This window comes from Caulobacter sp. CCNWLW153 (genome assembly GCF_036889365.1).
Classification (GTDB): domain Bacteria; phylum Pseudomonadota; class Alphaproteobacteria; order Caulobacterales; family Caulobacteraceae; genus Caulobacter; species Caulobacter radicis.
The window spans coordinates 258255-281535 of record NZ_JBAKFV010000005.1 but is presented as its reverse complement, the minus strand read 5'-3'; the positions used below and the strand labels follow the sequence as shown (position 1 = coordinate 281535).

The following is a 23281-nucleotide window of genomic DNA, read 5'->3' as shown; positions in this document are numbered from 1 at the left end:
ACCATGATCCGCATGACGACCGCCGCCAGCATCGCGGCCCTCAGCTTGGCCGCCGGCGCGGCCCACGCCCAGCAGCCGTGGATGAACACCAGGCTCTCGCCCGACGAGCGCGCGGCCCTGCTCGAGAAGGAGATGACCCTCGACGAGCGCATCGGCCTGGTCCACGGCCCGATGTCCATGCCGATCTTCGGCATCAAGAAGCCCGACGGGGCCATCGGCTCGGCCGGCTACATCCCCGGCATCCCGCGCCTGGGCGTCCCGGCCCTGGAGGAGAGCGACGCTAGCCTGGGCGTCACCAACCCTCTGGGCGTGCGGCCGGGCGACGGCGCCACGGCCCTGGCCTCGGGTCTGTCGCTGGCGGCGACCTTCAACACCAAGCTGGCCTATGACGGCGGCGCTGTGGTCGGCCGCGAAGCCCGCGCCAAGGGCTTCAACGTCCAGCTGGCCGGCGGCGTCAACCTGGCCCGCGACCCGCGCAACGGCCGCAATTTCGAATATCTGGGCGAAGATCCCTGGCTGGCGGCCAACCTCGTCGCCGCCCAGATCAACGGCATCCAGGCCCAGGGCATCGTCTCGACGATCAAGCACTTCTCGCTGAACGGCCAGGAAACCAGCCGTCACTTCGCCAATTCGGTGATCGACGAGGCCGCCCACCGCGAGAGCGATCTGCTGGCCTTCCAGATCGCCATCGAGAAGAGCCAGCCGGGCTCGGTGATGTGCGCCTACAACCTCGTCAACGGCGACTACAGCTGCGGCAACCCGCACCTGCTGAACGACGTGCTGAAGGGCGACTGGGGCTACAAGGGCTGGGTGATGTCGGACTGGGGCGCGGTCCACGCCACCGACTACATCGTCAAGGGCCTGGACCAGCAGTCGGGCGAGCAGCTGGACGCCAAGATCTGGTTCGGCGAGCCGCTGAAGGCCGCCGTCGAAAAGGGCGAGATCCCGGCCGCGCGCCTGTCTGACGCCACGCGCCGCATCCTGCGCTCGATGTTCGCCGCCGGCCTGTTCGACAAGCCCGTGACCCCCGGCGGCGCCATCGACTACGACGCCAATGCCGAGGTCGCCCGCGCGGCGTCGGCCGAAGGCATCGTGCTGCTGAAGAACCGCGAGGGCCTGCTGCCGCTGGCCAGGAGCGCCAGGACCATCGCCGTGATCGGCGGCCACGCCGACGCCGGCGTGCTGTCGGGCGGCGGCTCCTCGCAGGTCGTGCCGCCGGGCGGCGCCAAGCGCGTCGTGCCCCTGGGCGGCGAGGGCATGATGGGCGCTTTCCGCAGCCAGTATTTCAACGGCTCCTCGCCGCTGGCCGCCATCCGCAAGGCCGCGCCGGACGCCAAGGTCACCTTTGACGACGGCCGCTATGTCGCCTCCGCCGTGGCCGCCGCCAAGGCCGCCGACGTGGTGGTGGTGATGGGCAACCAATGGATGGGCGAGGGCGAGGACGCCTTCGATCTTTCCCTGCCCAACGGCCAGGACGAGCTGATCGCCGCCGTGGTCGCCGCCAACCCCAACGCCATCGTCGTGTTGCAGACCGGCGGGCCGGTCTCCATGCCCTGGCTCGATCAGGCCGGGGCGGTGGTCGAGGCCTGGTACGGCGGCGCCAAGGGGGGCGAGGCGATCGCCGACGTGCTGTTCGGCGCGGTCAATCCGTCGGGCCGCCTGCCGGTCACGTTCCCGGCCTCGCTCAGCCAGTATCCGCGCGAGGCGCTGCCGGGCCGCGGCGTGCCCGAGAAGACCAGGTTCGACGTCAACTACGCCGAGGGCGCCGACGTCGGTTACCGCCGCTTCGCCGCCACCGGCGACAAGCCGCTGTTCCCGTTCGGCTACGGCCTGTCCTACACCTCGTTCGCCTATTCGAACCTGAAGGTCGAGGGCGGTCAGTCGGTCACCGTCAGCTTCGACGTCGCCAACACCGGCAAGGCCGAGGGCAAGGACGCCCCTCAGGTCTATCTGACCGGCGCGGCCGGCAAGCCGTTGCAGCGGTTGATCGGCTTCGACAAGGTGTCGCTGAAGCCGGGCGAGACCCGCCGCGTGACCCTGACCGCCGATCCGCGCCTGCTGGCCAGCTTCGACGCCAAGGGCCGTCGCTGGGTCGTCACGGGCGGCGACTATCAGGTGGCGGTCGGCGCCTCGGCCACGGACCTGGCCCTCAAGGGCGGGGCCAAGGTCAAGGCCCGGACGCTGAAGCCGTAAGGGAAGGGGATGGCGATGAGATCTTCAGGGAAGTCTCTGGTTTCGGGCCTGGCCCTCTCACTGGCCATCGGCCTTCCGGCCCTGGCCGCCGGCCCGGTGGTCAAGACCACCAACGGTCCCGTCGAGGGCGTCGAGAGCGGAACGGCGGCGGCGTTCAAGGGCGTGCCCTTCGCCGCGCCGCCCGTCGGCCCGCTGCGCTGGCGCGCGCCCCAGGCCCCCGCGGCCTGGACCGCCGTCCGTTCGGCCGCTGAATACGGCCCCGATTGCGCGCAGAACCCGTTCCCGGGCGATGCGGCCCCCCTTGGCGTCAAGCCGGCCGAGGACTGCCTCTATGTGAACGTCTGGACGCCGAAGGACGCGATCAACACCAAGGCCAAGAAGCCGGTCATGGTCTGGATCTACGGCGGGGGCTTCGTCAACGGCGGCTCTTCGCCGTCGGTCTATGCCGGCGACCGCTTCGCCCGCGACGGCGTGGTGCTGGTCAGCTTCAACTATCGGGTCGGGCGCTTCGGCTTCTTCGCCCACCCGGCGCTGTCGGCCGAGAACGCCGACGGGGGTTTGCTCGGCAACTATGCGTTCATGGACCAGATCGCGGCCCTGAAATGGGTGCAGGCCAATATCGAGGCCTTCGGCGGCGATCCAGGCAACGTGACGATCTTCGGGGAGTCGGCCGGCGGCATGTCGGTCAACGCCCTGCTGACCACGCCCTTGGCGCAGGGGCTGTTCCACAAGGCCATCATCCAGTCGGGCGGCGGCCGGCCGCGCCTTCTGCCGTCGCTGCCGATCAAGGCCGCGCCGGGCGAGCGCTCGGCCGAGAGCGTCGGCGTCGCCTTCGCCGCCAAGGCCGGCGTGACGGGGGAGGGGCCTCAGGCCCTGGCCGCCCTGCGGGCCTTGCCGGCCGAGGCGGTGGTCGACGGCCTAAACATGGCCACGTCCGGCGTGCCCACCTGGAACGGCGGGCCGATGTATGACGGCAGGATCGTCACCAAGCCGGTGCTCGACGCCTTCGCCGCCGGTGAATGGACGAAGATGCCGGTGATGGTCGGGGCCACCGGCGCCGACGGCTTCTTCTTCGGCGGCACGCGCGACCAGGTCTTCGCTCCGTTCGGCGAGCGCCGGGCCGAGGCCGAGACGCTCTACGACCCGACCGGCGACGGCGACATCAAGATCTATGGTTGGAAGGCCGCCGGCGACCGGATGTTCATCGAGCCGGCCCGCGAGGTGGCCCGCACCCTGTCGACGCAAGGCGCGCCGGTGTGGTCGTTCCGCTTCTCCTATGTGGCGGAAAGCCAGCGTCACGAGTGGTGGAGCGCCCCGCACGCTACCGAGATCCCGTTCGTGTTCGACACGGTCGACGCCCGCTACGGCGCGGCCCTGACCCCGGCCGACGCGGCCGCAGCCAAGGCCGCCCACGCCTACTGGATCGCCTTCGCCGCCAACGGCGCGCCCGAGCCCGCCGGCCAGCCGGCCTGGCCGAGGTACGACGCGGCCGGCGATGCGATCATCGACTTCACCAACGATGGGGTGAAGGCGGGGGCGGATCCGCTCAAGGCGCGGCTCGATCTCGTCCAGGCCACCACGCCCAAGCCGGCAGGGCAATGACATGGCCGTGCGTCTCGCCGACGCGGTGATCGACCGCGACACCTTCCAGGCCCTGCGCCGGGCCCTGCCGGCCGCCACCAAGGCCTGCCTGCAGGAGACCTTCGGCATCAGCGAGACCACCTGGGTCAAGCTGCGCGACGGCCGGCCGGTGAAGCAGGCGACCCTGGAGCGGTTGCTGGAGCGCTATCGGCGGATGTGCGGCGAGATGGGAAGGCGGGCGGCTTAGTAGGACCCTCTCCCTATGGGAGAGAGGTGATTTGGGGCAGCCCGTCCATGATCGCCGTGAGCGCCAGCACCGTCTGGCCCTCCATGGCGCTGTGGCCCGCATCCGTCTTCACGTAGCTGGCCGGCGGCGCGCCGATCTCGTCGAGAGCCGCGACCAGGCGCGAGGCCTGCGACAGCGGGCAGACCTGGTCGAAGCGGCCGTGGACGATGTGGATGTCCAGGCCCTTCAGCTTGTCGACGTTGCGGACGATGTAGTCCGGCTCGAGGAACAGGCCGTTGGCGAAGAAGTGGGCCTCGATCTGGGCGAAGCACAGGGCGAAGTCGGCCTCGCCGAACTTACCCGCGTCGGCGTTGTCGGGGATCATGTTCGAGATCGTGCCTTCCCAGACCGACCACGCCACGGCCGCCTCGAGCTGGCGCTGACGTTCGGCCTCGCTGGTCGGGACCATGTCGAAGATCTTCTTGTAGGCGCCCATGATGTTGCCGCGCTCTTCGACCGGGATCACCTCGACGAAGGCCTTCCATTCGTCGGGATAGGCGATGTAGGCGCCGGGCTCGGTCAGGGCGTAGGGGGTGTTGGTGAAGGCCGCCGCGTTGCCCTGGTACATGTAGAGCAGGTCTTCGGTGGCCCCCAGGAAAATGCCGCGCAGGATCAGCGAGGCGACCTTGTCGGCGTGGCGGATGGCGTAGGTCAGGGCCAGGGTGCTGCCCCAGCTGCCGCCGAACACGTGCATGCGGCCGGTGATCCCTAGCGCGTCGCGCAGCCTGTTGATGTCGTCGACCAGGTGGTCGGTGGTGTTGTTGGTCAGCGCCACCTGCGGGCCGGCCGAGGCGACCGTCGGCTCGCTCTTTCCGCAGCCGCGCTGGTCGAACAGGATCACGCGATAGCGCTTGGGATCGAAGAACCGGGCCATCGGCGGGGCGCAGGCGCCGCCGGGGCCGCCGTGCAGGAACATCACCGGCTCGCCGTCCGGATTGCCGTATTCTTCCCAATAGAGCTTGTGGTCGGGCGCGGTGTCGACCTGCAACAGGCCGCTCTTGTTGGCGATCGGCTGATCGTACTTCCATTCGCCAGTGACCTTGCTGGTGGTCCGCAACCGCGAGAAATTCATAACTCGACCTTTCGTGAGGCTGTCGCCCGTGCCGTTTAGATGCGCTCGTCACTGACGACCGCAAGTCAAAATCGGTGGCTCTCGACAGGATCAGAGCGTCCGCGTACCCCACCGCTTCGCCCCAGCCCGAGAGGAGGGACCATGGCCAATCCCTTCTCGCTGCTGCTGCCCGCCCTGATCCCGTCTTGGAACTTCTTCGACGTCATCGCCGCCTCGCCGCGCGTCGAATACGCCCTGGCGGATTCGCGCGACGCCGCCTTGGACGCCTGGACCGAATTCCGCCCGCGCCCGCCAAGCCTGTCGCCGGCCGCCATGCTGGGCCGCCTGTTGTGGAACCCGCGCTGGAACGAAAGCCTCTATCTGGTCAGCTGCGCCGAACGCCTGGTCGAGGAGCTGACGGCCCACGGCGAGGACGAGGTTTTCCGCCGGATCGCGGCCGATCTGGCGGGCCGGGCGGACGTTGCGCCGTGGCTGTCGTTCCGACTGCTGTTCGTCGACCCGACGGGCGGGCGAGAGGTGCTCTACCAGGCCGCGCCGCGCTTGCTGGCGGACATCGACGTGCGATGAGCTTCGACCACGCCCTTCGCCTGACCGAGGTGCTGTTGGCTCTGGTCTTGATCCAGCAGGGCCTGGAGCATCTGCGGGTCTTCCGCCGCGAGCGTATTCTGTTCGGCGCGCGCATCGTCCTATGCGGGCTGGTCGTCGCGGGCGTCGCTTCGCCCTGGCCGCTGGTCGGCCTGGCTGGCCTGTCGCTGCTGATCCTCCAGTGCTTCCAGGGGCCCTATAACGGCGGCAGCGACCGGCTGGGGCTGCTGGCCCTCTGGTGCGTGATGCTGGCGCGGGTGCTGCCCGTCGATCAGTGGCGCGAGCTGGCCTTCGGCTATCTCGGCGTGCAGCTGATGCTGTCCTACTTCATCTCGGGCTGGGTGAAGATCGTGAACCCCGACTGGCGCAGGGGCGTAGCGCTGCGCCAGGTGTTCGCCTTCTCGGCCTATCCGGTGGCAGAAAGCCTGCGCGGTTGGGCCGATCGGCCGCACCTGCTTCTGGCCATGTCGTGGGCGGTGATGCTGTTCGAACTGGTCTTTCCGCTGACCATGCTCTCACAGGCGTCGCTGATCGCCGGCCTCGTCGTCGCCGCGACCTTCCACCTGGCCAATGCCTGCCTGTTCGGCCTCAACCGGTTCTTCTGGACCTGGCTGGCGGCCTATCCGGCCATCCTGTGGCTGCAGCAGCGCCTGTTCTAGCCCCAGGCGGGGAAGGCGATGCAGGTCGGACGATCGACGGCGACCGACTGGTCGGTGGCGGCAAGACGTCCCGATGACGGATCACGCGCCAGGACCGTCACCGTGTTGGAGCCTTGATTGGCCGCCAGCAGCCAGCGGCCGGACGGATCGATGGCGAAGCTCCATGGCGTTTTGCCGCCCGATGGGATGCGCTCGCCCTGCAGCAGGGCGCCGGTCGTCTCGTTGACCGCATAGGCGCCGATGACGTCCTCGACCCGGATCGAGACGTAGACGAAGCGACCGTCGGTGCTGACGGCGACCTCCGCGCCGTTGACGGGCGGCATGCCGCCGGCTGGCAAGGCCTGGACGAGCACGAGACGGCCAGCCTCCCAGCGATAGGTTCGGATCTCCGGCTCGATCTCGCTGAGCAGATAGACGAAGCGGCCGTTGGGATGGATGGCCAGGTGACGCGGCCCGGTCATGGGCGGCACGTCGGTCGAGGCGTCGCCTGCCGGTCCCAGGCGCCGGGTGGCGGCGTCATAGGGGTGAACGAAGATCCGATCGGCGCCGAGATCGGCGACCAGGGCTTGGCGCCTCGAGGGATCGACCAGCACCGCGTGGGCGTGGGGCCCCTGCTGCTGGGGACCCGGACCCGAGCCCGTATTGGCCTGCACCGATGCCGGCGCCTCCAGCCCGCCGTCGGAACGGACGGGCAGGGCGGCGACATGGCCGTCACCGTAGTGCGCGATCAGAAGGCCGCCGGCCTCGCCGTCGAGCGACATGTGCGCAGGACCGCGGCCGCCCGAGGCGACCGTCGAGATCACGGTCAGGGCGCCGGTTGCCGGATCGGCCTTCAGCGCGTGGACCTTGCCCTGTTCGCCGGGACCGTAACCGATCTCGCTGAGAGCGTAGAGCACGGGGAGCCTGGGGTGGGCGACGAGCCAGGTTGGGCGCAGCAGGGGCGCGACGACGCCGATCGGGGTCAGCCTGCCGGTGGCGAGGTTCAGCCGGGCGGCGAAGACGCCCTGGCCGTCCTTGTCGGCCTGGCCGCCGACATAGACCAGCCGTTCGTCCCGCGACGCCGCATGGGCGAAGGGCGAAGCCATCAGTCCCAGCGCGCCGGCGGCGACCGTGCGGCGGGTGGGCAAGCCGTGTCTGGAATCGGTCATCGGCGTCTCCTCCACCCACGCTTGTCAGGCTTTGGAGGAGGCGTCGATAAGACCACTCGGGTTTCTTCCGCGAAGAAAATCGCGTCGGGTTTGACGGAAGTTTCGCGCCCGTGCATCGCTCCCTCCAGAACAACTCGACCAGAGTGGGTGGGACGGAAACGGTGTCGGAGGGGCGTGCGCGCGTCGTGGCTTGGATCGGGCGGGAAATCCTGCCCCATGAGGCCGATCTGCGCGCCTGGCTGCGGCGAGCCTTCGCCACGGCCGGCGACGTCGACGACATCGTCCAGGAGACCTACTGCCGCCTGGCGGGCCTTTCCCATGTCGACCACATAGGCGAGCCCCGGGCCTACCTGTTCCAGGCCGCCCGCAGCGTCGCGCTGGAACAGCTGCGGCGGGCGCGGGTGGTTCGGATCGACACGGTGACGGAAATCGACGCGCTGAACATCGAACTGGACGAGCCTTCGCCCGAACGCATCGCCGGCGGGCGGCGCGAGCTGGAGCGGGTGCGGCGGCTGATCGCCGCCTTGCCCGACCGCTGCCGCCGGATCTTCGAGATGCGCAAGATCGAAGGCCTGCCGCAACGCGAGATCGCCCGCCGCATGGGCGTGACCGAGAACGTGGTCGAGAACGAATCCGTGAGGGGGCTGCGCGCCATCCTCGCCGCCCTCGCCGAGGGTGAAACCGAAGAACAGACGGCCGCGAGGAGGCCGAGTACGCATGACCGAACGCGAAAGCGCCGCTGACATCGAGGCGGCCGCCGCCCGATGGGTGGTGCGCGCCGATCGCGGGGATCTGGACCCGGCCGAGCTCGAAGCATGGCTGGCCGGCGACACGCGTCGCCAGGGCGCCTTCGTGCGCGCCCAGGCGGCCTGGGGTCTGCTCGATCGTGGTCGCGCGCTCGGCGGAAACGAGGCGTCGGCGAAGGCGCGCCCACATGTCGATCGCCGGGGCCTGCTGGCCGGCCTGGGCGTCGCGGCGGCGGCCTGCGTCGCCGTGGTCGTGGCGCCGCGCCTGCTGGCCGCCCGCTACGGCACCGCCGTGGGCGAGATCCGCCGCGTGCCGCTGGCCGACGGTTCGCTGGCCGCCATCAACACCGACACAGCGCTGGAAGTGGCCATGAAGCCGCGCAGTCGCGAGGTGCGGCTCGACCGGGGCGAGGCATGGTTCCAGGTCGCCAAGGACGCCGAGCGCCCGTTCGTGGTCGAGAGCGGTCCGGTGCGGGTGAGGGCGGTCGGCACCGCCTTTTCCGTCCGTCGCCGCGACGGCGGCTGCGAGGTGCTGGTCACCGAGGGCGTGGTCGAGGTGTGGTCGGAAGGGGCCGGCGAGGCCCCGCGCCGGGTGACGGCCGGCGAGCGGGTCTTCGCCTCCGACAGCGCCGGCGCGGCCCGGCCGGTCCCCGCGTCGCTGGAGATCACCCGCGAACTGGCCTGGCGCGAGGGACAGATCGTGCTCGACGGCGAGGCCTTCGGGGCGGCCGCCGAGGAGTTCAACCGCTACAACGCCCGCAAGATCGTCATCGCCGACCCGGCGCTGGCCGAGCAGAAGCTGGTCGGCTGGTTCCGCACCAACGAGCCCGAGAGCTTCGCCCGCGCCGCCGCCTCCAGCTTCGGCGCCCGGGTGACGGTGCGCGGCGACGCGATCCTCGTGCAGTCGATCGCGCCCCTGGCCGAATAGGGATTTCGCCGCCCACGGAGGATGGCGTTCGAAAATTTTCGCCGAGCTCTGACGGAAACCGGTTTCCCGCCCATCGCTCAAGACAGGCGCTCCCAGAAGCGCCGTGCGAAACAAACAATAGGGAGGGCGCGGAATGGGTTATCCGCGAGACGTCTACGGAAAATCGGCCCTGATGCTGGCGGCGGGCGCCGCCGCGGTGCTGGCCAGCAGCCAGGCCCAGGCCCAGACGCGCAAGTTCGACGTGCCGGCCCAGGCCGCGGCCACCGGCATTCCCCAGTTCGGCAAGCAGGCCGACTTGCAGATCCTGGCGCCGCAGGCGGCCGTCCAGGGCAAGCGGGTCAACGCCGTGCGCGGGACCTACACCGTCTCCGAAGGCCTTTCGCGGCTGCTGGACGGCGCCAACCTGACCATCGTCTCGAACGACGGCCGCACCGCGGTGCTGGGCCAGAAGGGTTCGGTGCAACTCGCCTCGACGGCACCGGTCGCCATCCCGCAGCAGTCCGAGCCCGTCGGTGGCGCCATCGAGGAGCCGGCGGCCGTCGAGGAGGTGGTCGTCACCGGCTTCCGCGCCAGCCTGGGCAGCGCGCTGAACATCAAGAAGCGCACCAGCGGCGTCGTCGACGTCATCAAGGCCGAGGATATCGCCGACTTCCCGGACGCCAACCTCGCCGAGTCCATCCAGCGCGTGCCGGGCGTGTCGATCGCCCGCGACGCCGGCGAGGGCCGCCAGATCACCGTCCGGGGCCTGGGGCCCCAGTTCACCCGCGTGCGCATCAACGGCGTCGAGGGCCAGAGCACGGCCAGCGGCACCGACAGCTCGGGCGGCGCCAACCGCAACCGCTCGTTCGACTTCAACGTCTTCGCCTCGGAGCTCTTCAACAGCATCACCGTGCGCAAGACCGCCTCGGCCTCGACCGAGGAGGGCTCGCTGGGCGCCACTGTCGACCTGCAGACGGGACGACCGTTCGACTACAAGGGCGCGACCCTCGTGGTCTCGGCCCAGCAGGGCTACAACGACCTGTCGGAAAGCTGGGACCCGCGCTTTGCGCTGCTGGCGTCGAACACCTGGGCCGACGGCAAGCTCGGCGCCCTCGTGTCGGTGGCCTACACCGAGCGCAACCTGCTCGAAGAGGGGCACGGCTCCGGCGGCTGGCTGAACGGCACGGAGGTCGGCGGCTTCAGCCCGGCCTCGACCTTCACCCAGGCCAGCTCGGCCAGCGTGTTCACCCCGCGCTTCCCGCGCTACGGCCGCCTGACCCACGATCAGAAGCGCCTGGGGATCACCAGCTCGCTGCAGTTCCGGCCCGACGAGAAGACCCTGGTCACGGCGGACTTCCTCTATTCGGACTTCAAGGCCACCCGCACCGAGAACTGGCTCGAAGCCCTGTCCTTCGCTCGCAACGCCGCCCAGGGCGGCCGCCCGGAGATCATCGTCCGCGACGGCGTGGTCAACGCCAAGGGCGACATGGTCTACGGCCTGTTCGACGATGTCGACGTCGAGAGCGAGACCCGCTTCGACAAGCTCGACACCAGGTACACCCAAGGCACCTTCACGGTCGAACACCGCTTCTCCGACCGCTTCAAGGTGACGGGGCTGGTCGGCTTCTCGAAGTCTGACTTCGACAATCCGATCCAGACGACGGTGATCCTCAACCGCGAGAACGCCGACGGCTTCTCCTACGACTATCGGAGCGACGCCAAGCTGCCGGCGATGAATTTCGGCTTCGATGTCACCGACCCGCTGGCCTACAACTTCGGCGCGGCGCGTTCGGAGATCCGCCTGCGGCCGCAGGGCGTGACCAACACCATCCAGACCGCCCAGCTCGACGGCGACTACGAGCTCAACGACACGTTCCGCCTGAAGGCCGGGGTGAACCTCAAGAAGTACGAGTTCGACTCCTGGGCTTTGGCTCGGGTCAACGAGTCCGTCGTGCCGACCCTGCCGGCCGGCGTCACCCTGGCCGGCCTGACTACCCTGGTCAGCGGCTTTGGCAAGAACCTCGGCGGCTCGGGCTATCCCGCCAGCTGGGCCGCGCCGGACCTGAACGCCTTCGCCAAGCTGTTCGACATCTACAGCGGCACGGGCCTGTTCGAGCTGTCGGGCGCCAGCAACGCCAACGCCCGCGGCAACATCCGCAGCGTCGAGGAGAAGGACACCGCCGCCTACGTGCAGCTGGACTTCAATTCCGACCGCTTCGCCTGGCCGATCCGCGGCGATGTCGGCGTGCGCTACGTCAAGACCGAGCAGAGCTCGACCGGCTACCAGCTGGTGTCCGGCGCGGCCCAGCAGGCCACCGTCGATCGCCAGTACGAGGACGTTCTGCCGGCCCTGAACCTGACCGCCGAGGTCACCCCCGACTTCCTGCTGCGTTTCGGCGCGGCCAAGGTGATGACCCGTCCCAACCTGGGCAGCCTGACGCCGGGCGGCAGCCTCAGCGTCGTGGGCGTGTTCAGCGTCAGCTCGGGCAATCCGTATCTCGACCCGATCCGGGCCACGACCTACGACCTGTCGGCCGAATGGTACTTCGCCAAGGACGCGCTGCTGTCGGTCGGCCTGTTCTACAAGGACATCGACAGCTACATCCAGACGCAGCGGATCTCGCAGACCTTCGCCGCCTCGGGCCTGCCCACCAGCCTGCTCGACGGCCTGGCCGGCGTGTCGGCCAACGACACCTTCCTGTTCAGCAAGCCGGTCAATACCGAGGGCGGCCCGCTGAAGGGGATCGAGATCAGCTACCAGCAGCCGTTCAGCTTCCTGCCGGGCCCGCTGCGCCACACCGGGGCGATCTTCAACGTCACGATCGTCGACTCCAAGATCGACTACATCTCGTCGCGCTCGGCCACCGGCTTCGTGCAGAACGATCTGGTTGGCCTGTCGAAGAACGCCTTCAACGCCACCCTCTACTACGAGGACAGCAGGTTCAGCGCCCGCGTCTCCGGCGCCTATCGCGACAAGTACTTGACCGCCGTACCCAGCGGCACCTCGACCAACGACATCGACGGGGTTCGCGACACCTTCACCGTCGACGCCTCGGCCTCGTACCAGATCAACAAGCGCCTGAAGGTCACCTTCGAGGGGCTGAACCTGACCGACGCCTTCAACGAGCAGTACACCGACAGCGTGCGCGACAGCATCTACGTCTATTCGCACACCGGCCGACAGTACAACTTCGGCCTGAGGTACTCCTTCTAGGCCGGACCGGACCTTCCTCCTCCCAGGGGAATGTTGGGCGTCGGCCGTCCCTCCCGGCCGGCGCCCGTTCTTTTCTTTTCGAGGCTTCGATGACGATGGTTTCGCGACGGGCCGTGGCGGCCGGGCTCCTGCTGCTTCCTGGCGTCGCCTCGGCCGCGCCGCGCTATGACGCCGTGCTCAAGCGTCCCGACGATCCGCGCCGGTTTTCGGCCCCGACCTACGACAAGCTGTCGGCGGCCGTGGCCGCCGCGCCGGCCAATGGGACGCGACCCTTCCGCATCCTGGTGACCAAGGGCGCGTTCGACGAGCAGGTCGTGATCGACAAGCCGTTCATCCATCTGGTGGGCGAGAGCCGCACGGGCTCGATCATCACCCACCTGGCCGCCTCGGGCCTGACCGCGCCGGACGGCAAGCGCTGGGGCACGTTCCGCACGCCGACCCTGTTCGTCCGCGCGCCGGATTTCGCCGCCCGCAACCTGACCATCCGCAACGCCTTCGACGGCCTGGCCGAGATGAGCAAGCCGGGCGGCCTGCACTCGCACGACGGCGGCGGCCCGCAGGCCGTGGCCCTGATGCTCGACAAGGGCAGCGACCGCTCCCGGCTGACGCAAGTCGACATTCTCAGCTACCAGGACACCCTGTTTCCCGACGCCGGCCGCAGCCTGTTCGAGCGCTGCCTGATCGCCGGCAGCTACGACTTCATCTTCGGGGCGGGCAGGGCGTTCTTCCGGGGCTGCGAGATCCGTTCGCTGCCGCGCCCGGTCGATCCGGTCGACGGCTATGTCGTCGCGCCCAGCACGCCGATCGACCAGCCTTTCGGCTTCGTGTTCAAGGACTGCCGCCTGACCAGGGCGTCGGGCACGGCAAGCCGCTCAGTCTATCTGGGGCGGCCCTGGCGGCCGTCGAGCCAGTTCCCCGACGGTCGTTATGGCGATCCCAGGTTCGTGGCGCAGGCCGCCTTCATCGACTGCTGGATGGACGACCACGTCGCCCCGGAGGGCTGGACGCAAATGTGGTACACCGGCAAGGACGGCAATCCGCGCACCATGCTGCAACCCGAGGACGTCCGCTTCTCGCAATACGGCTCGAAGGGGCCCGGCGCGGCCGCCTTCCAGCGCGGTCGAGCCTTGAGCACCGCCGAGGCCAGGGCGATGAGCGTCGACGCCGTGCTGGCCGGCTGGCGCGTCTGAGGTCTCAGCGTGCGAACGGGAAGGGGGTCACCGATTTGCTGGCCTCTTCCACCAGCAGGGTGCGGTTGATCGGGGCGGCGGCGCGTTGCGGGCAGGCCGGCCGTTCGCAGATCCGGCACGACGGCCCGATCTCCACCGCCAGCGGCGAGGCGATGTCGAGCCCGCGCGAGGCGGCCAGCTTGCTGGCGAACTTCAGCTCGCAGCCCAGGCCGATGACCAACTCGTCCTCCAGCCCCGCCTGCAGGCCCGAGGTCCGTCGCACCGTGCGCGACAAGGTGAAGTAGCGCTCGCCGTCGGGCGTCTCGATAACCTGGGTGACGATGCGGCCGGGGGTCTTGAAGCTGTCGTGGACGTTCCAGCGAGGGCAGGCGCCGCCGAAGCGCGAGAACGGGAAGGGGCCGGCGGCGAAGCGCTTGGAGATGTTCCCCGCCGCGTCCAGCCGCATCATGAAGAACGGGATCCCCCGCGCGCCGGGGCGGCTCAGCGTCGTCAGGCGCTGGGCGGCCTGCTCGTAGCTGACGCCGAAGCGCGGCCGCACGCGCTCGATGTCGTAGCCGCTGGCTTCCATGGCCGCATGGAACGGTTCGTACGGCATCATGATCGCCGCGGCGAGATAGTTGTCGAGGAACACCTTCAGCAACTGGCGTGTGGCGCGGTCGGGCGCGGCGAAGCGGTCGGCCAGGCGCGTCAACGCCTCGGGCGCCTCCATCAGGCCCAGCTGGTAGCACATGGCGAAGATGCGGCTGGCTGGCGCCAGGGTCTCCGACACCATCAGGCGCTTGCGGTGGTGGTCGTAGCGGCGCAGCGAGCCGGCCATGACCTCCGTGGGCATGACCCGTGTCTGGATGCCGTGGCGGGCGACCAGGCGCTCGCGCACGGCCGGTCCCAGGTCCTGCAGGTCGGCGTCCAGCGCCGCGACGATGGCCTCGGCCGCCGTCTCCAGCTCGGCGAAGTGGTTGCGCTGCGAGCCGACCAGGTCGCGCACCCAGTCGGTTGGCGACGACGAGGCCGCCGGCGTTCCGTCGGGACGCTCGAAGGCGCCCAGGTCGATCATCCGACCGCGATCGAGATAGGCGCGGTAGAGGCGGGCCATGGCCTCGGCCAGGCCCGGCGACAGTTCGGCGACTTCCGCCACCTCGTGCCGGCCGAGCCCAAGGTCGGAGAACATCTTGTCGGCCAGAACCTCTTCCAGCCCCGCGCCGCCGCCCGGATCGTCGGCCGACAGGCTGCGCAGGTCGAGGTCGTAGGCTTCCGCCAGCCGCAGCAACATCTGGGCCGTCACAGGCCGCTGGTTGCGCTCCAGAAGGTTCAGGTAGCTGGGCGACACGCCCAGCTCGTCGGCCATGCGGCTCTGGGTGACGCCCAGGTCGCGGCGGAGGCGCTTGAGGCGGCCGCCCAGGAACAGCTTTTTGTCGGTCGTGACCATGTCTGTCACGTTGTCATGAATTTACAAAATACACAAAGTCGATTTGTGACAAATCGTCTTCAATAGGTTCGACCGCCTTGCCGCATAGGCGTTAGCTCCCTGTCACAGCTTACAGCCCGCCTCCCAACAAGCGGGCCCCGATGGGGAAGAAGAGACGACATGCGCAAGACCTACGCCGAGCACCGCCAGGACCTTATCGCCCGCTATCCGCAAGGCGTGACGCCCGGCGGCGTCGCCATCGACGACATCATCCAGCTGAAGCTGCAGAACACCTTCAACACCCACCTGGACATCGCTCGAGAGATGGCCGTCGTCATGCGCGCCGACATGGCCGCCTATGACGCCGATAGCTCGAAGTTCACCCAGTCGCTGGGTTGCTGGTCGGGCTTCCACGCCCAGCAGATGATCAAGTCGGTCAAGCGCCTGCGCGGCACCACCAAGGGCGCCTACGTCTACCTGTCGGGCTGGATGGTCGCGGGCCTGCGCAACCGCTTCGGCCACCTGCCGGACCAGTCGATGCACGAGAAGACCTCAGTCGTCGACCTGATCGAGGAGATCTACGTCTCGCTGCGCCAGGCCGACGAAGTGGCGATCAACGACCTGTTCAAGGCGCTGAGCACGGCGCGCAAGGCCGGCGACCAGGTCGCTGAGCAGGCCGCGATCAAGGCCATCGACACCTTCGAGACCCACGTCGTTCCGATCATCGCCGATATCGACGCCGGCTTCGGCAACGAGCACGCCACCTACCTGCTGGCCAAGGAGATGATCAAGGCCGGCGCCTGCTGCCTGCAGATCGAGAACCAGGTTTCGGACGCCAAGCAGTGCGGCCACCAGGACGGCAAGGTCACCGTGCCGCGCGAGGACTTCATCGAGAAGCTGCGCGCCTGCCGCCTGGCCTTCGAGGAACTGGGCGTCGACGAGGGCGTCATCGTCGCCCGCACCGACAGCCTGGGCGCGGGCCTGACCCAGAAGGTCCCGGTCAGCCAGGGCGAGGGCGATCTGGCGGCCGAATACATCAAGTGGCTGAAGACCGAGGCCATCACGACCGAGAACCCGCTGCGCGACGGCGAGATCGCGATCATGAAGGACGGCGCCTTCGTCAAGCCGGTGCGCATGGCCAACGGCCTGTTCGCCTTCCAGGACGGCACGGGCCGCGCCCGGGTCATCGAGGACTGCATCGCCAACCTGACGCAAGGCGGCGCCGACCTTCTGTGGATCGAGACCGATACGCCTAACGTCGACGAGATCGCCTCGATGGTGGCCGAGGTCCGCAAGGCCGTGCCGAACGCCAAGCTGACCTACAACAACTCGCCGTCGTTCAACTGGACCCTGAACCTGCGCAAGCAGGTCCGCGCCCAGTGGATCGCCGAGGGCAAGATCCACGAGGACTCCTATCCCGACGGCAACGTCCTGATGTCGGCGGAGTACGACGCCACGGATCTCGGCCGTGAGGCCGACGATCGCCTGGCCCGCTTCCAGGTCGACATCTCGGCCCGCGCCGGGGTGTTCCACAACCTGATCACCCTGCCGACCTTCCACCTGACCGCCAAGAGCGTCGACGAACTGTCGCGCGGCTACTTCGGCGACCAGCGGATGCAGGCCTACGTCAACTCGGTGCAGCGCGAGGAGATCCGTCGCGGGGTCTCGGCCGTGAAGCATCAGCACGAGGTCGGCTCCGACCTCGGCGACACCTTCAAGGAAATGGTCGGCGGCGAGAGGGCCCTGAAGGCCGGCGGTCACGCCAACACCATGAACCAGTTCGCCGCCGAATAGCCCGGCGTCCGAAAACCGAACCACCCCCACTTCACCCCCATTGGCGAAAACCTACAGGAGAGAACGCCATGACCAACGTCACGCAATTCGCTCCGGCCGCGATGCCGGATTCGACGGCCCAGGATCGCGCCGTGGATCGCCTGGCCGAGGCCTCGCACCGCCTCAACGAAGCCGTCCGCCGCGCCATCGAGGCCGGCTACTCGGTCGAGCTGGTGCGCACCTCGCGCCACCACGACGGCTCGGGCAACTGGGGCGACCAGATCGTCCCGACCATCCGCGCCAACGACGCCCCCAAGAGCGCTTAAAGACGCTCGGGCGCCTGCGGGCGAGGGGAGGCGCCTGCTTCCTCCTCTCGCCCGCGACACTGAAGATCGTCATCCCGGAAAGCGCGCAGCGCTTGTCCGGGACCCAGGGGCCGGCGCATCGTCGTCGAGGCTTCTTCGCGGTGGCCGGCGCGGCGCGCCGGTCCCTGGGCTCCGGCTTCAACTTGGGTGCGCAGGCCGCATCCGATAGACCTCTCCCAAGTCCGCGTCCAAACACCACGGAACACGCCATGCCTCTCGACATCGCCGCCAACGTCCAGATCCTCGGCCCGATCGAGGGTCGCGCGGTAGAGATCCTCACCCCCGAGGCCGTGGCCTTCGTGGCCGACCTGCACCGCCGCTTCGACGGCCGCCGGCGAGAGCTGCTGGCCGCCCGCCAGGCGCGCCAGGCCCGCTTCGACGCCGGCGAACTGCCGGACTTCCTGGCGCAGACTTCGCACATTCGCGCCGCCGACTGGCGCGTCGCCCCAATTCCCTCCGACCTACTCGACCGTCGCGTCGAGATCACCGGGCCGGTCGACCGCAAGATGATCATCAACGCCCTGAACTGCGGGGCGAAGGTGTTCATGGCCGACTTCGAGGACGCCACGGCCCCCACCTGGGCCAATGTCGTCGAAGGCCAGGTCAACCTGAAGGACCGCTGGAACGGCGTCTTGGACCACGTCGATCCGAAGTCCGGAAAGGCTTACGCGCTGGGAGCCAACCCGGCCGTCCTGAAGGTCCGGCCGCGCGGCTGGCACCTTCCCGAACGCCACCTCGAAGTCGACGGCGCGCCTGTCGCCGGCGCTCTGTTCGACTTCGGCCTCTATGTCTTCCACAACGCCCGCGCGGCGTTGGCTCAGGGCTCGGGCCCGTACTTCTACCTGCCCAAGCTGGAGAGCCATCTGGAGGCTCGTCTCTGGAACGAGGTCTTCGTCCGCGCCCAGGAGGCGCTGGGCCTGCCCGTCGGCACGTTCAAGGCCACGGTGCTGATCGAGACGATCCCCGCCGCCTTCGAGATGGACGAGATCCTGTTCGAGCTGAAGGACCATATCGTCGGCCTCAACTGCGGCCGCTGGGACTACATCTTCTCGTTCATCAAGCGCCTGGGCCGCCGCTCCGAATTCCTTACGCCGGACCGCTCGGCCATGGTCATGGGCAAGGCCTTCCTCGGCGCCTATTCGCTGAAGCTGATCCAGACCTGCCACCGCCGCGGCGCCTTCGCCATGGGGGGCATGGCCGCCCAGATCCCGGTCAAGGGCGACGAGGCCGCCAACCAGGCCGCCTTCGCCAAGGTTCGCGCCGACAAGGAGCGCGAGGCCGGCGCCGGTCACGACGGCACCTGGGTCGCGCACCCCGATCTGGTGCCCGTGGCCATGGAGGTCTTCGACCGCCTGATGCCCGCGCCAAACCAGCTCGACAAGACGCTGGAGGGCCTGGAGATCACGCAGGCCCAGATGCTGGAGCTGCACGACGGGGCCCGCACCGAGACCGGCGCGCGCGAGGCCGTCCGCGTCGGCGTGCGCTACACCCAGGCCTGGCTGGAGGGCCGCGGGGCCGTGCCGCTCTACAACCTGATGGAGGACGCCGCGACCGCCGAGATCTGCCGCACGCAGCTGTGGCAGTGGGTGCGCCTGGGCGCCGAGCTCGACGATGGCCGGGTGCTGACCTCGGAGCTGTTCGTCAGCCTGTTCACCCAGGAGATGGGCGACCTGCGCCGCGAGTTCGGCTCGCCGCGCCTGGAGGAGGCCGCCCACCTCTTCACCCGCATGGTGCTGTCCGACACGCTGGAGGAGTTCCTGACCCTGCCGGCCTACGAACTGATCGGCTGATCAACTGATCGGCTGGTCCCGGCGCGGCGGCGCTCCATCCCCCCGGAGCGTCGCCGCGTTGCGTCGGATCGCTGACACTCAAGGACCGAATAGCCGGAGCCATGCGAGCCCCGGCGCGTTTGACGCTCGACCAGTAACAAGGCGGGCGTCTCGTCATGACCATCTCCTCCCTGCGCCGGGATCTTCTCACCCGACCGATCTTCCAATGGGCCCAAGGCGTGCTGCCGGCCCTGTCCCAGACCGAGCGCGACGCCATCGACGCCGGCGACGTCTGGTGGGACGCGGCGCTGTTCACCGGCGACCCCGACTGGAACGAGCTCCTGTCGTTCCCCAGGCCCCAGTTGCGCCCCGACGAGCAGGCCTTCATGGACGGCCCGGTCGAAAAGCTTTGCGCCATGGTCGACGAATGGACCATGACCTGGGAGACCCGCGACCTGTCGCCCGAGGTCTGGACCTTCCTGAAGGAAAACAGATTCTTCGGGATGATCATCCCCAAGCAGTACGGCGGCCTGGGCTTCTCGGCCTTCGGCCACGCCGAGGTGGTGCGTCGCATCGCCAGCCGCTCGGTCTCGGCGGCGGTGACGACGATGGTGCCCAACTCCCTGGGCCCGGGCGAGCTGATCATGCGGTTCGGGACCAAGGCCCAGCAAGACCACTGGCTGCCGCGCCTGGCCGACGGCCGCGAGATCCCCGCCTTCGGCCTGACCAGTCCCGAGGCTGGCTCGGACGCCTCGGCCATGGTCGACGAGGGCGTGGTCTGCCGCGGAACCTGGGAGGGCCGAGAGGTCCTGGGCATCCGCCTCAACTGGCACAAGCGCTACATCACCCTAGGCCCGGTCTGCACGGTGCTGGGCCTGGCCTTCAAGCTGCGCGACCCCGACCACCTGCTGGGCCAGGACGAGGACATCGGCATCACCTGCGCCTTGGCGCCGACGAGCACGCCGGGCGTCGAGATCGGTCGCCGCCACCTGCCGGCCTTCCAGACGTTCCAGAACGGTCCCAACTGGGGCAAGGACGTCTTCATCCCCATGGACCTCGTCATCGGCGGCGCCGAGCGGGTGGGACAGGGGTGGAAGATGCTGATGACGGCTCTCGCGGCCGGACGCGGTATTTCCCTGCCGGCGCTGTCGGGCGCGGCGGCCGCCTTCAGCGCCCTGACGACGGGCAGCTACGCCCGCGTGCGCCAGCAGTTCGGCGTCTCGATCGGCAAGTTCGAGGGCGTGCAGGAGCGCCTGGCCCGCATCGCCGGCAACGCCTATCTGGTCGACGGCGCCCGCCGCCTGACCTGCGCGGGCCTGGACATGGGCAAGCATCCGTCGGTGATCTCGGCCCTTTTGAAGTCCGGCGCCACCGAACGCATGCGGGTGGTGGTCAACGACGCCATGGACGTCCACGGCGGCAAGGCGATCATCGAGGGGCCGCGCAACTACATGGGCGCGCAGTACCGGGCGATCCCGGTCGGCATCACCGTCGAGGGCGCCAACATCCTGACCCGCAGCCTGATGGTCTTCGGCCAGGGCGCGATCCGCGCGCACCCCTACATGCTCCGCGAGATCCTGGCCCTGGGCGAAGCCGATCCCGAGAAGGGCCTCGAGGATTTCGACGAGGCGTTCTGGAGCCACGTGGCCCACGCCCTGCGCAACGGCATCCGCACCTTCGCCCGCAGCTGGACGAACGGCGCCTTGTCGCCGGCCCCGGACGCCGGCCGCGCCAGGCGCTTCTACCGCCAGGCCGGCCGCTATAGCGCCGGCTTCGCCCTGGCCTCGGACATCGCCCTGCTGACCCTGGGCGGCGACCTCAAGCGCAAGGAGATGCTCTCGGCGCGCCTGGGCGACATCCTGTCGGAGCTCTACTTCCTGTCGGGCGCCTTGAAGCGCTGGGAGGACGAGGGCCGCCAGGACGCCGACTTCCCGCTGCTGCAATGGTGCGCCGACACCGCCTTCGCCACGATCGAGCAGCGCTTCGACGAGGTGTTCGCCAACCTGCCCAACCGCCCGGCCGCCTGGCTGCTGCGCGCGGCGATCCTGCCGTTCGGCGTCCATCGTCGCGGGCCGTCGGACAAGGTCACCCAGGCCTGCGCCGAGTTGCTGCTGCATCCGTCCGACACCCGCGATCGCCTCGTGGAAAACGTCTATGTCGGCGGCAAGGACCAGGCCGTCGGCCAGCTGATCGACGCCTTCGAGCGCGTGGTGGCGACCCAGCCGATCCACGATCGCCTGAAGGCCCAGAAGATCCGCGACTGGAAGGTCGCCGCCGGGCAGGGCCTGGTCACCGCGGCCGAGATCGCGGAACTGCAAGCCGCCGACAAGGCCGTGGCCGAAGTGATCGCCGTCGACGACTTCGCCCATGACAGCCTGGCCACCCAGGCCCGGGCGGAGGCCCGGCCCGACGCGGTCAGCGACAGGCGCGCCCGCGCCCAGGGCGACGGCGAGGTTCCCGAGCGACCGGGTCAGGAGGAGGCGCGCAGTTTCGAAGTTCGCTTGTGAGCCGGTGGCGAGCTTGAGCGCTTCAACCCGGTGAGCGGATGGTTCAAGCTGCCGGCATGACGCCGCGCTTCACCGATCCTGACGCGCTGGCCGATGCGATCATCGATCGTGTCGGCCGCCGCATCGTTCTTGGCCTGCCGCTGGGGCTGGGCAAGGCCAACCACGTGGTCAACGCCCTGGTGGCGCGGGCCTTGCGCGATCCTTCGGTCCACCTGCACGTCTTCACGGCCCTGACCCTGGAGCCGCCGCGCCCGAAGTCCGACCTGGAGAAGCGCTTCCTCGGGCCGATCATCGAGCGCACGCTGGGCGGCTATCCGCAACTGGCCTACGCCGACTTGCAGCGACGTGACGCCCTGCCGTCCAACATCGAGGTCGACGAGTTCTTCTTCCAGGCCGGAACGCGCCTGAACGTTCCCAGCGCCCAGCGCAGCTACATCTCGGCCAACTACACCCATGCGGCCGGCTATCTGCGCGAGCGGGGCGTCAATGTCGTCGCCCAGCTGGTGGCCGGGCGCGGCGATCGCTTCAGCCTGTCGTGCAACACCGACATCACGCTGGACCTGCTGGCGGCGCGCAAGGCGGGCGCCGCCGACTTCCTGCTGGTCGGCCAGGTCAATGACGAACTGCCGTTCATGCCCGGCGACGGCGACCTGCCGGCCGAGATGTTCAGCCACCTGCTGGACGGGCCGGACGTACAGTTTCCGCTGTTCGCGCCGCCGAAGGAGCCGATCCCCGACGCCTCCTATGCGATCGGCTTCCACGCCGCCTCGCTGGTGCGCGACGGAGGCACGATCCAGATGGGCATCGGTGCGATCAGCGACGCGGTCGCCCAGGGTCTGATCGTCCGCCATCGCGAACCCCAGGCGTTCGCAGAGACGGTTACGCGCCTGTCGCCGGTCGGCGCGCCGCCGATCTGCGGCGGATCCTTCGAGACAGGCCTCTACGCCGCCACCGAGATGTTCGTCGACTGCCTGCTCGACCTCCGGCGGGCCGGCGTGCTCAAGCGCGAGGTCGACGGCGCCGTGCTGCACGGCGGCTTCTTCCTGGGGCCGCGCGCCTTCTACCGCGCCCTGCGCGAGATGCCGCAGGACGAGCGGGCCAGGTTCCAGATGCAGGCCATCTCGGGCATCAACGAGATCCATGGCGACGAGGCGGCCCGTCGCGCGGCCCGTGTCGACGCGCGTTTCGTCAACACCGCCATGATGGCCACGCTGCTGGGGGCGGTGATCTCGGACGGCCTGGACGACGGTCGTGTCGTCAGCGGGGTAGGCGGGCAATACAACTTCGTGGCGCAGGCCTTCGCGCTCGAGGGCGCGCGTTCGATCCTCACCCTGCCGGCCGTGCGCGGAAGCGGCCGCAAGGCGGCGTCGAACATCCTGTGGTCCTACGCCCACGGCACGATCCCGCGTCACCTGAAGGACGTGGTGATCACCGAGTACGGCGCCGCCGACCTGCGGGGGAGGACCGATCGCGACACGGTCGTCCGTATGCTGAACGTCTCGGATTCCCGTTTCCAGCCCGCGTTGCTCGACGCCGCCAAGAGCGCCGGCAAGCTTGAGGCGGGCTACGTGATCCCCGAGGCCTTCCGCCGCAATACGCCCGAGCGCATCGCCGAGGCGCTGAAGCCCGCCAAGGCGGCCGGGTTGGCGCCCTTGCTGCCTTTCGGTTCGGACTTCGACGCCGTGGAGCAGGACCTGTTGCCGGTGCTCGGTCGCCTGAAGGCCGCGCAGGACGATCCGCTGGCCCTGCTGGGCCATGTCTGGAAGGGGATGACGGCGCCGGCGCCCGAGGCCGGCCTTCGTCGCCTGGGCCTCGACCGTCCCAGGACGCTCGGCGAGCGGTTGCTGTCCTGGGCCGTGCGCGGCGCCGCGGCCCGCTGAG

General features: G+C 69.2%; 17 protein-coding genes. 14 read left to right on the top strand and 3 right to left on the bottom strand.

The window, feature by feature from the left end; genetic code table 11:
- Positions 1–3: 3 nt before the first annotated feature.
- From V6S85_RS10575 to V6S85_RS10565, 3 genes are read left to right on the top strand one after another with little or no spacing between them, the layout of a single operon-like run.
- Positions 4–2193: a beta-glucosidase family protein gene (locus tag V6S85_RS10575; RefSeq protein ID WP_334348908.1), complete on the top strand. Its 2190-nt coding sequence runs from the start codon at positions 4–6 to the stop codon at positions 2191–2193.
- Between the two features lie 15 nt (positions 2194–2208).
- Positions 2209–3795: a carboxylesterase/lipase family protein gene (locus tag V6S85_RS10570; protein ID WP_334348907.1), complete on the top strand. Its 1587-nt coding sequence runs from the start codon at positions 2209–2211 to the stop codon at positions 3793–3795.
- A 1-nt stretch (position 3796) separates the two neighbouring features.
- Positions 3797–4021, top strand: a complete 225-nt coding sequence (locus tag V6S85_RS10565) for a hypothetical protein (protein WP_334348906.1) — start codon at positions 3797–3799, stop codon at positions 4019–4021.
- 13 nt (positions 4022–4034) lie between these two features.
- Here the strand turns inward: V6S85_RS10565 and pip are convergent, their stop codons facing one another.
- Positions 4035–5132 (bottom strand): prolyl aminopeptidase, encoded by a 1098-nt coding sequence (pip, locus tag V6S85_RS10560; RefSeq protein WP_334348905.1) that lies wholly within the window; start codon positions 5130–5132, stop codon positions 4035–4037.
- 141 nt (positions 5133–5273) lie between these two features.
- Here pip and V6S85_RS10555 point away from each other — a divergent pair, with 141 nt between their 5' ends.
- Positions 5274–5699, top strand: a complete 426-nt coding sequence (locus V6S85_RS10555) for a hypothetical protein (RefSeq protein ID WP_334348904.1) — start codon at positions 5274–5276, stop codon at positions 5697–5699.
- Complete coding sequence (locus tag V6S85_RS10550; RefSeq protein ID WP_334348903.1) at positions 5696–6376, top strand: HTTM domain-containing protein; 681 nt, start codon at positions 5696–5698, stop codon at positions 6374–6376. The genes V6S85_RS10555 and V6S85_RS10550 overlap by 4 nt, the downstream gene beginning before the upstream one ends.
- Here V6S85_RS10550 and V6S85_RS10545 read toward each other — a convergent pair.
- A complete protein-coding gene (locus V6S85_RS10545; protein WP_334348902.1) occupies positions 6373–7524 on the bottom strand; it encodes a lactonase family protein in 1152 nt (383 codons plus the stop codon). The genes V6S85_RS10550 and V6S85_RS10545 overlap by 4 nt on opposite strands.
- A gap of 161 nt (positions 7525–7685) precedes the next feature.
- Here V6S85_RS10545 and V6S85_RS10540 point away from each other — a divergent pair, with 161 nt between their 5' ends.
- From V6S85_RS10540 to V6S85_RS10525, 4 genes are all read left to right on the top strand, one after another.
- Positions 7686–8267, top strand: coding sequence for an RNA polymerase sigma factor (locus V6S85_RS10540; protein WP_116563970.1), 582 nt, complete (start codon positions 7686–7688; stop codon positions 8265–8267).
- On the top strand, positions 8242–9198 hold the full coding sequence (locus tag V6S85_RS10535; protein WP_334348901.1) for a FecR family protein: 957 nt from the start codon (positions 8242–8244) through the stop codon (positions 9196–9198). The genes V6S85_RS10540 and V6S85_RS10535 overlap by 26 nt, the downstream gene beginning before the upstream one ends.
- Positions 9199–9331: 133 nt before the next feature.
- A complete protein-coding gene (locus V6S85_RS10530) occupies positions 9332–12391 on the top strand; it encodes a TonB-dependent receptor (protein ID WP_334348900.1) in 3060 nt (1019 codons plus the stop codon).
- Between the two features lie 89 nt (positions 12392–12480).
- The gene (locus tag V6S85_RS10525; protein ID WP_334348898.1) at positions 12481–13581 is read left to right on the top strand and encodes a pectinesterase family protein; all 1101 of its coding nucleotides are present in this window, start codon (positions 12481–12483) and stop codon (positions 13579–13581) included.
- A 4-nt stretch (positions 13582–13585) separates the two neighbouring features.
- Here V6S85_RS10525 and V6S85_RS10520 read toward each other — a convergent pair whose 3' ends face one another.
- On the bottom strand, positions 13586–15007 hold the full coding sequence (locus V6S85_RS10520; RefSeq protein WP_116563962.1) for a helix-turn-helix domain-containing protein: 1422 nt from the start codon (positions 15005–15007) through the stop codon (positions 13586–13588).
- A 159-nt stretch (positions 15008–15166) separates the two neighbouring features.
- On the opposite strand from V6S85_RS10520, the gene V6S85_RS10515 reads away from it, so the two are divergent.
- The 5 genes from V6S85_RS10515 (at position 15167) to V6S85_RS10495 (ending at position 23280) form a co-directional block, all read left to right on the top strand.
- Positions 15167–16780, top strand: coding sequence for an isocitrate lyase (locus V6S85_RS10515; RefSeq protein ID WP_334348897.1), 1614 nt, complete (start codon positions 15167–15169; stop codon positions 16778–16780).
- A 68-nt stretch (positions 16781–16848) separates the two neighbouring features.
- Positions 16849–17085 (top strand): hypothetical protein, encoded by a 237-nt coding sequence (locus tag V6S85_RS10510; protein ID WP_058347930.1) that lies wholly within the window; start codon positions 16849–16851, stop codon positions 17083–17085.
- Between the two features lie 248 nt (positions 17086–17333).
- On the top strand, positions 17334–18914 hold the full coding sequence (gene aceB / locus V6S85_RS10505; protein ID WP_334348896.1) for a malate synthase A: 1581 nt from the start codon (positions 17334–17336) through the stop codon (positions 18912–18914).
- 155 nt (positions 18915–19069) lie between these two features.
- Entirely contained in the window at positions 19070–21400 is a 2331-nt protein-coding gene (locus tag V6S85_RS10500) for an acyl-CoA dehydrogenase (protein WP_334348895.1), read from the top strand.
- A gap of 38 nt (positions 21401–21438) precedes the next feature.
- Positions 21439–23280 (top strand): acetyl-CoA hydrolase/transferase C-terminal domain-containing protein, encoded by a 1842-nt coding sequence (locus V6S85_RS10495; protein ID WP_334348894.1) that lies wholly within the window; start codon positions 21439–21441, stop codon positions 23278–23280.
- The last annotated feature ends 1 nt before the right edge of the window (position 23281 follow it).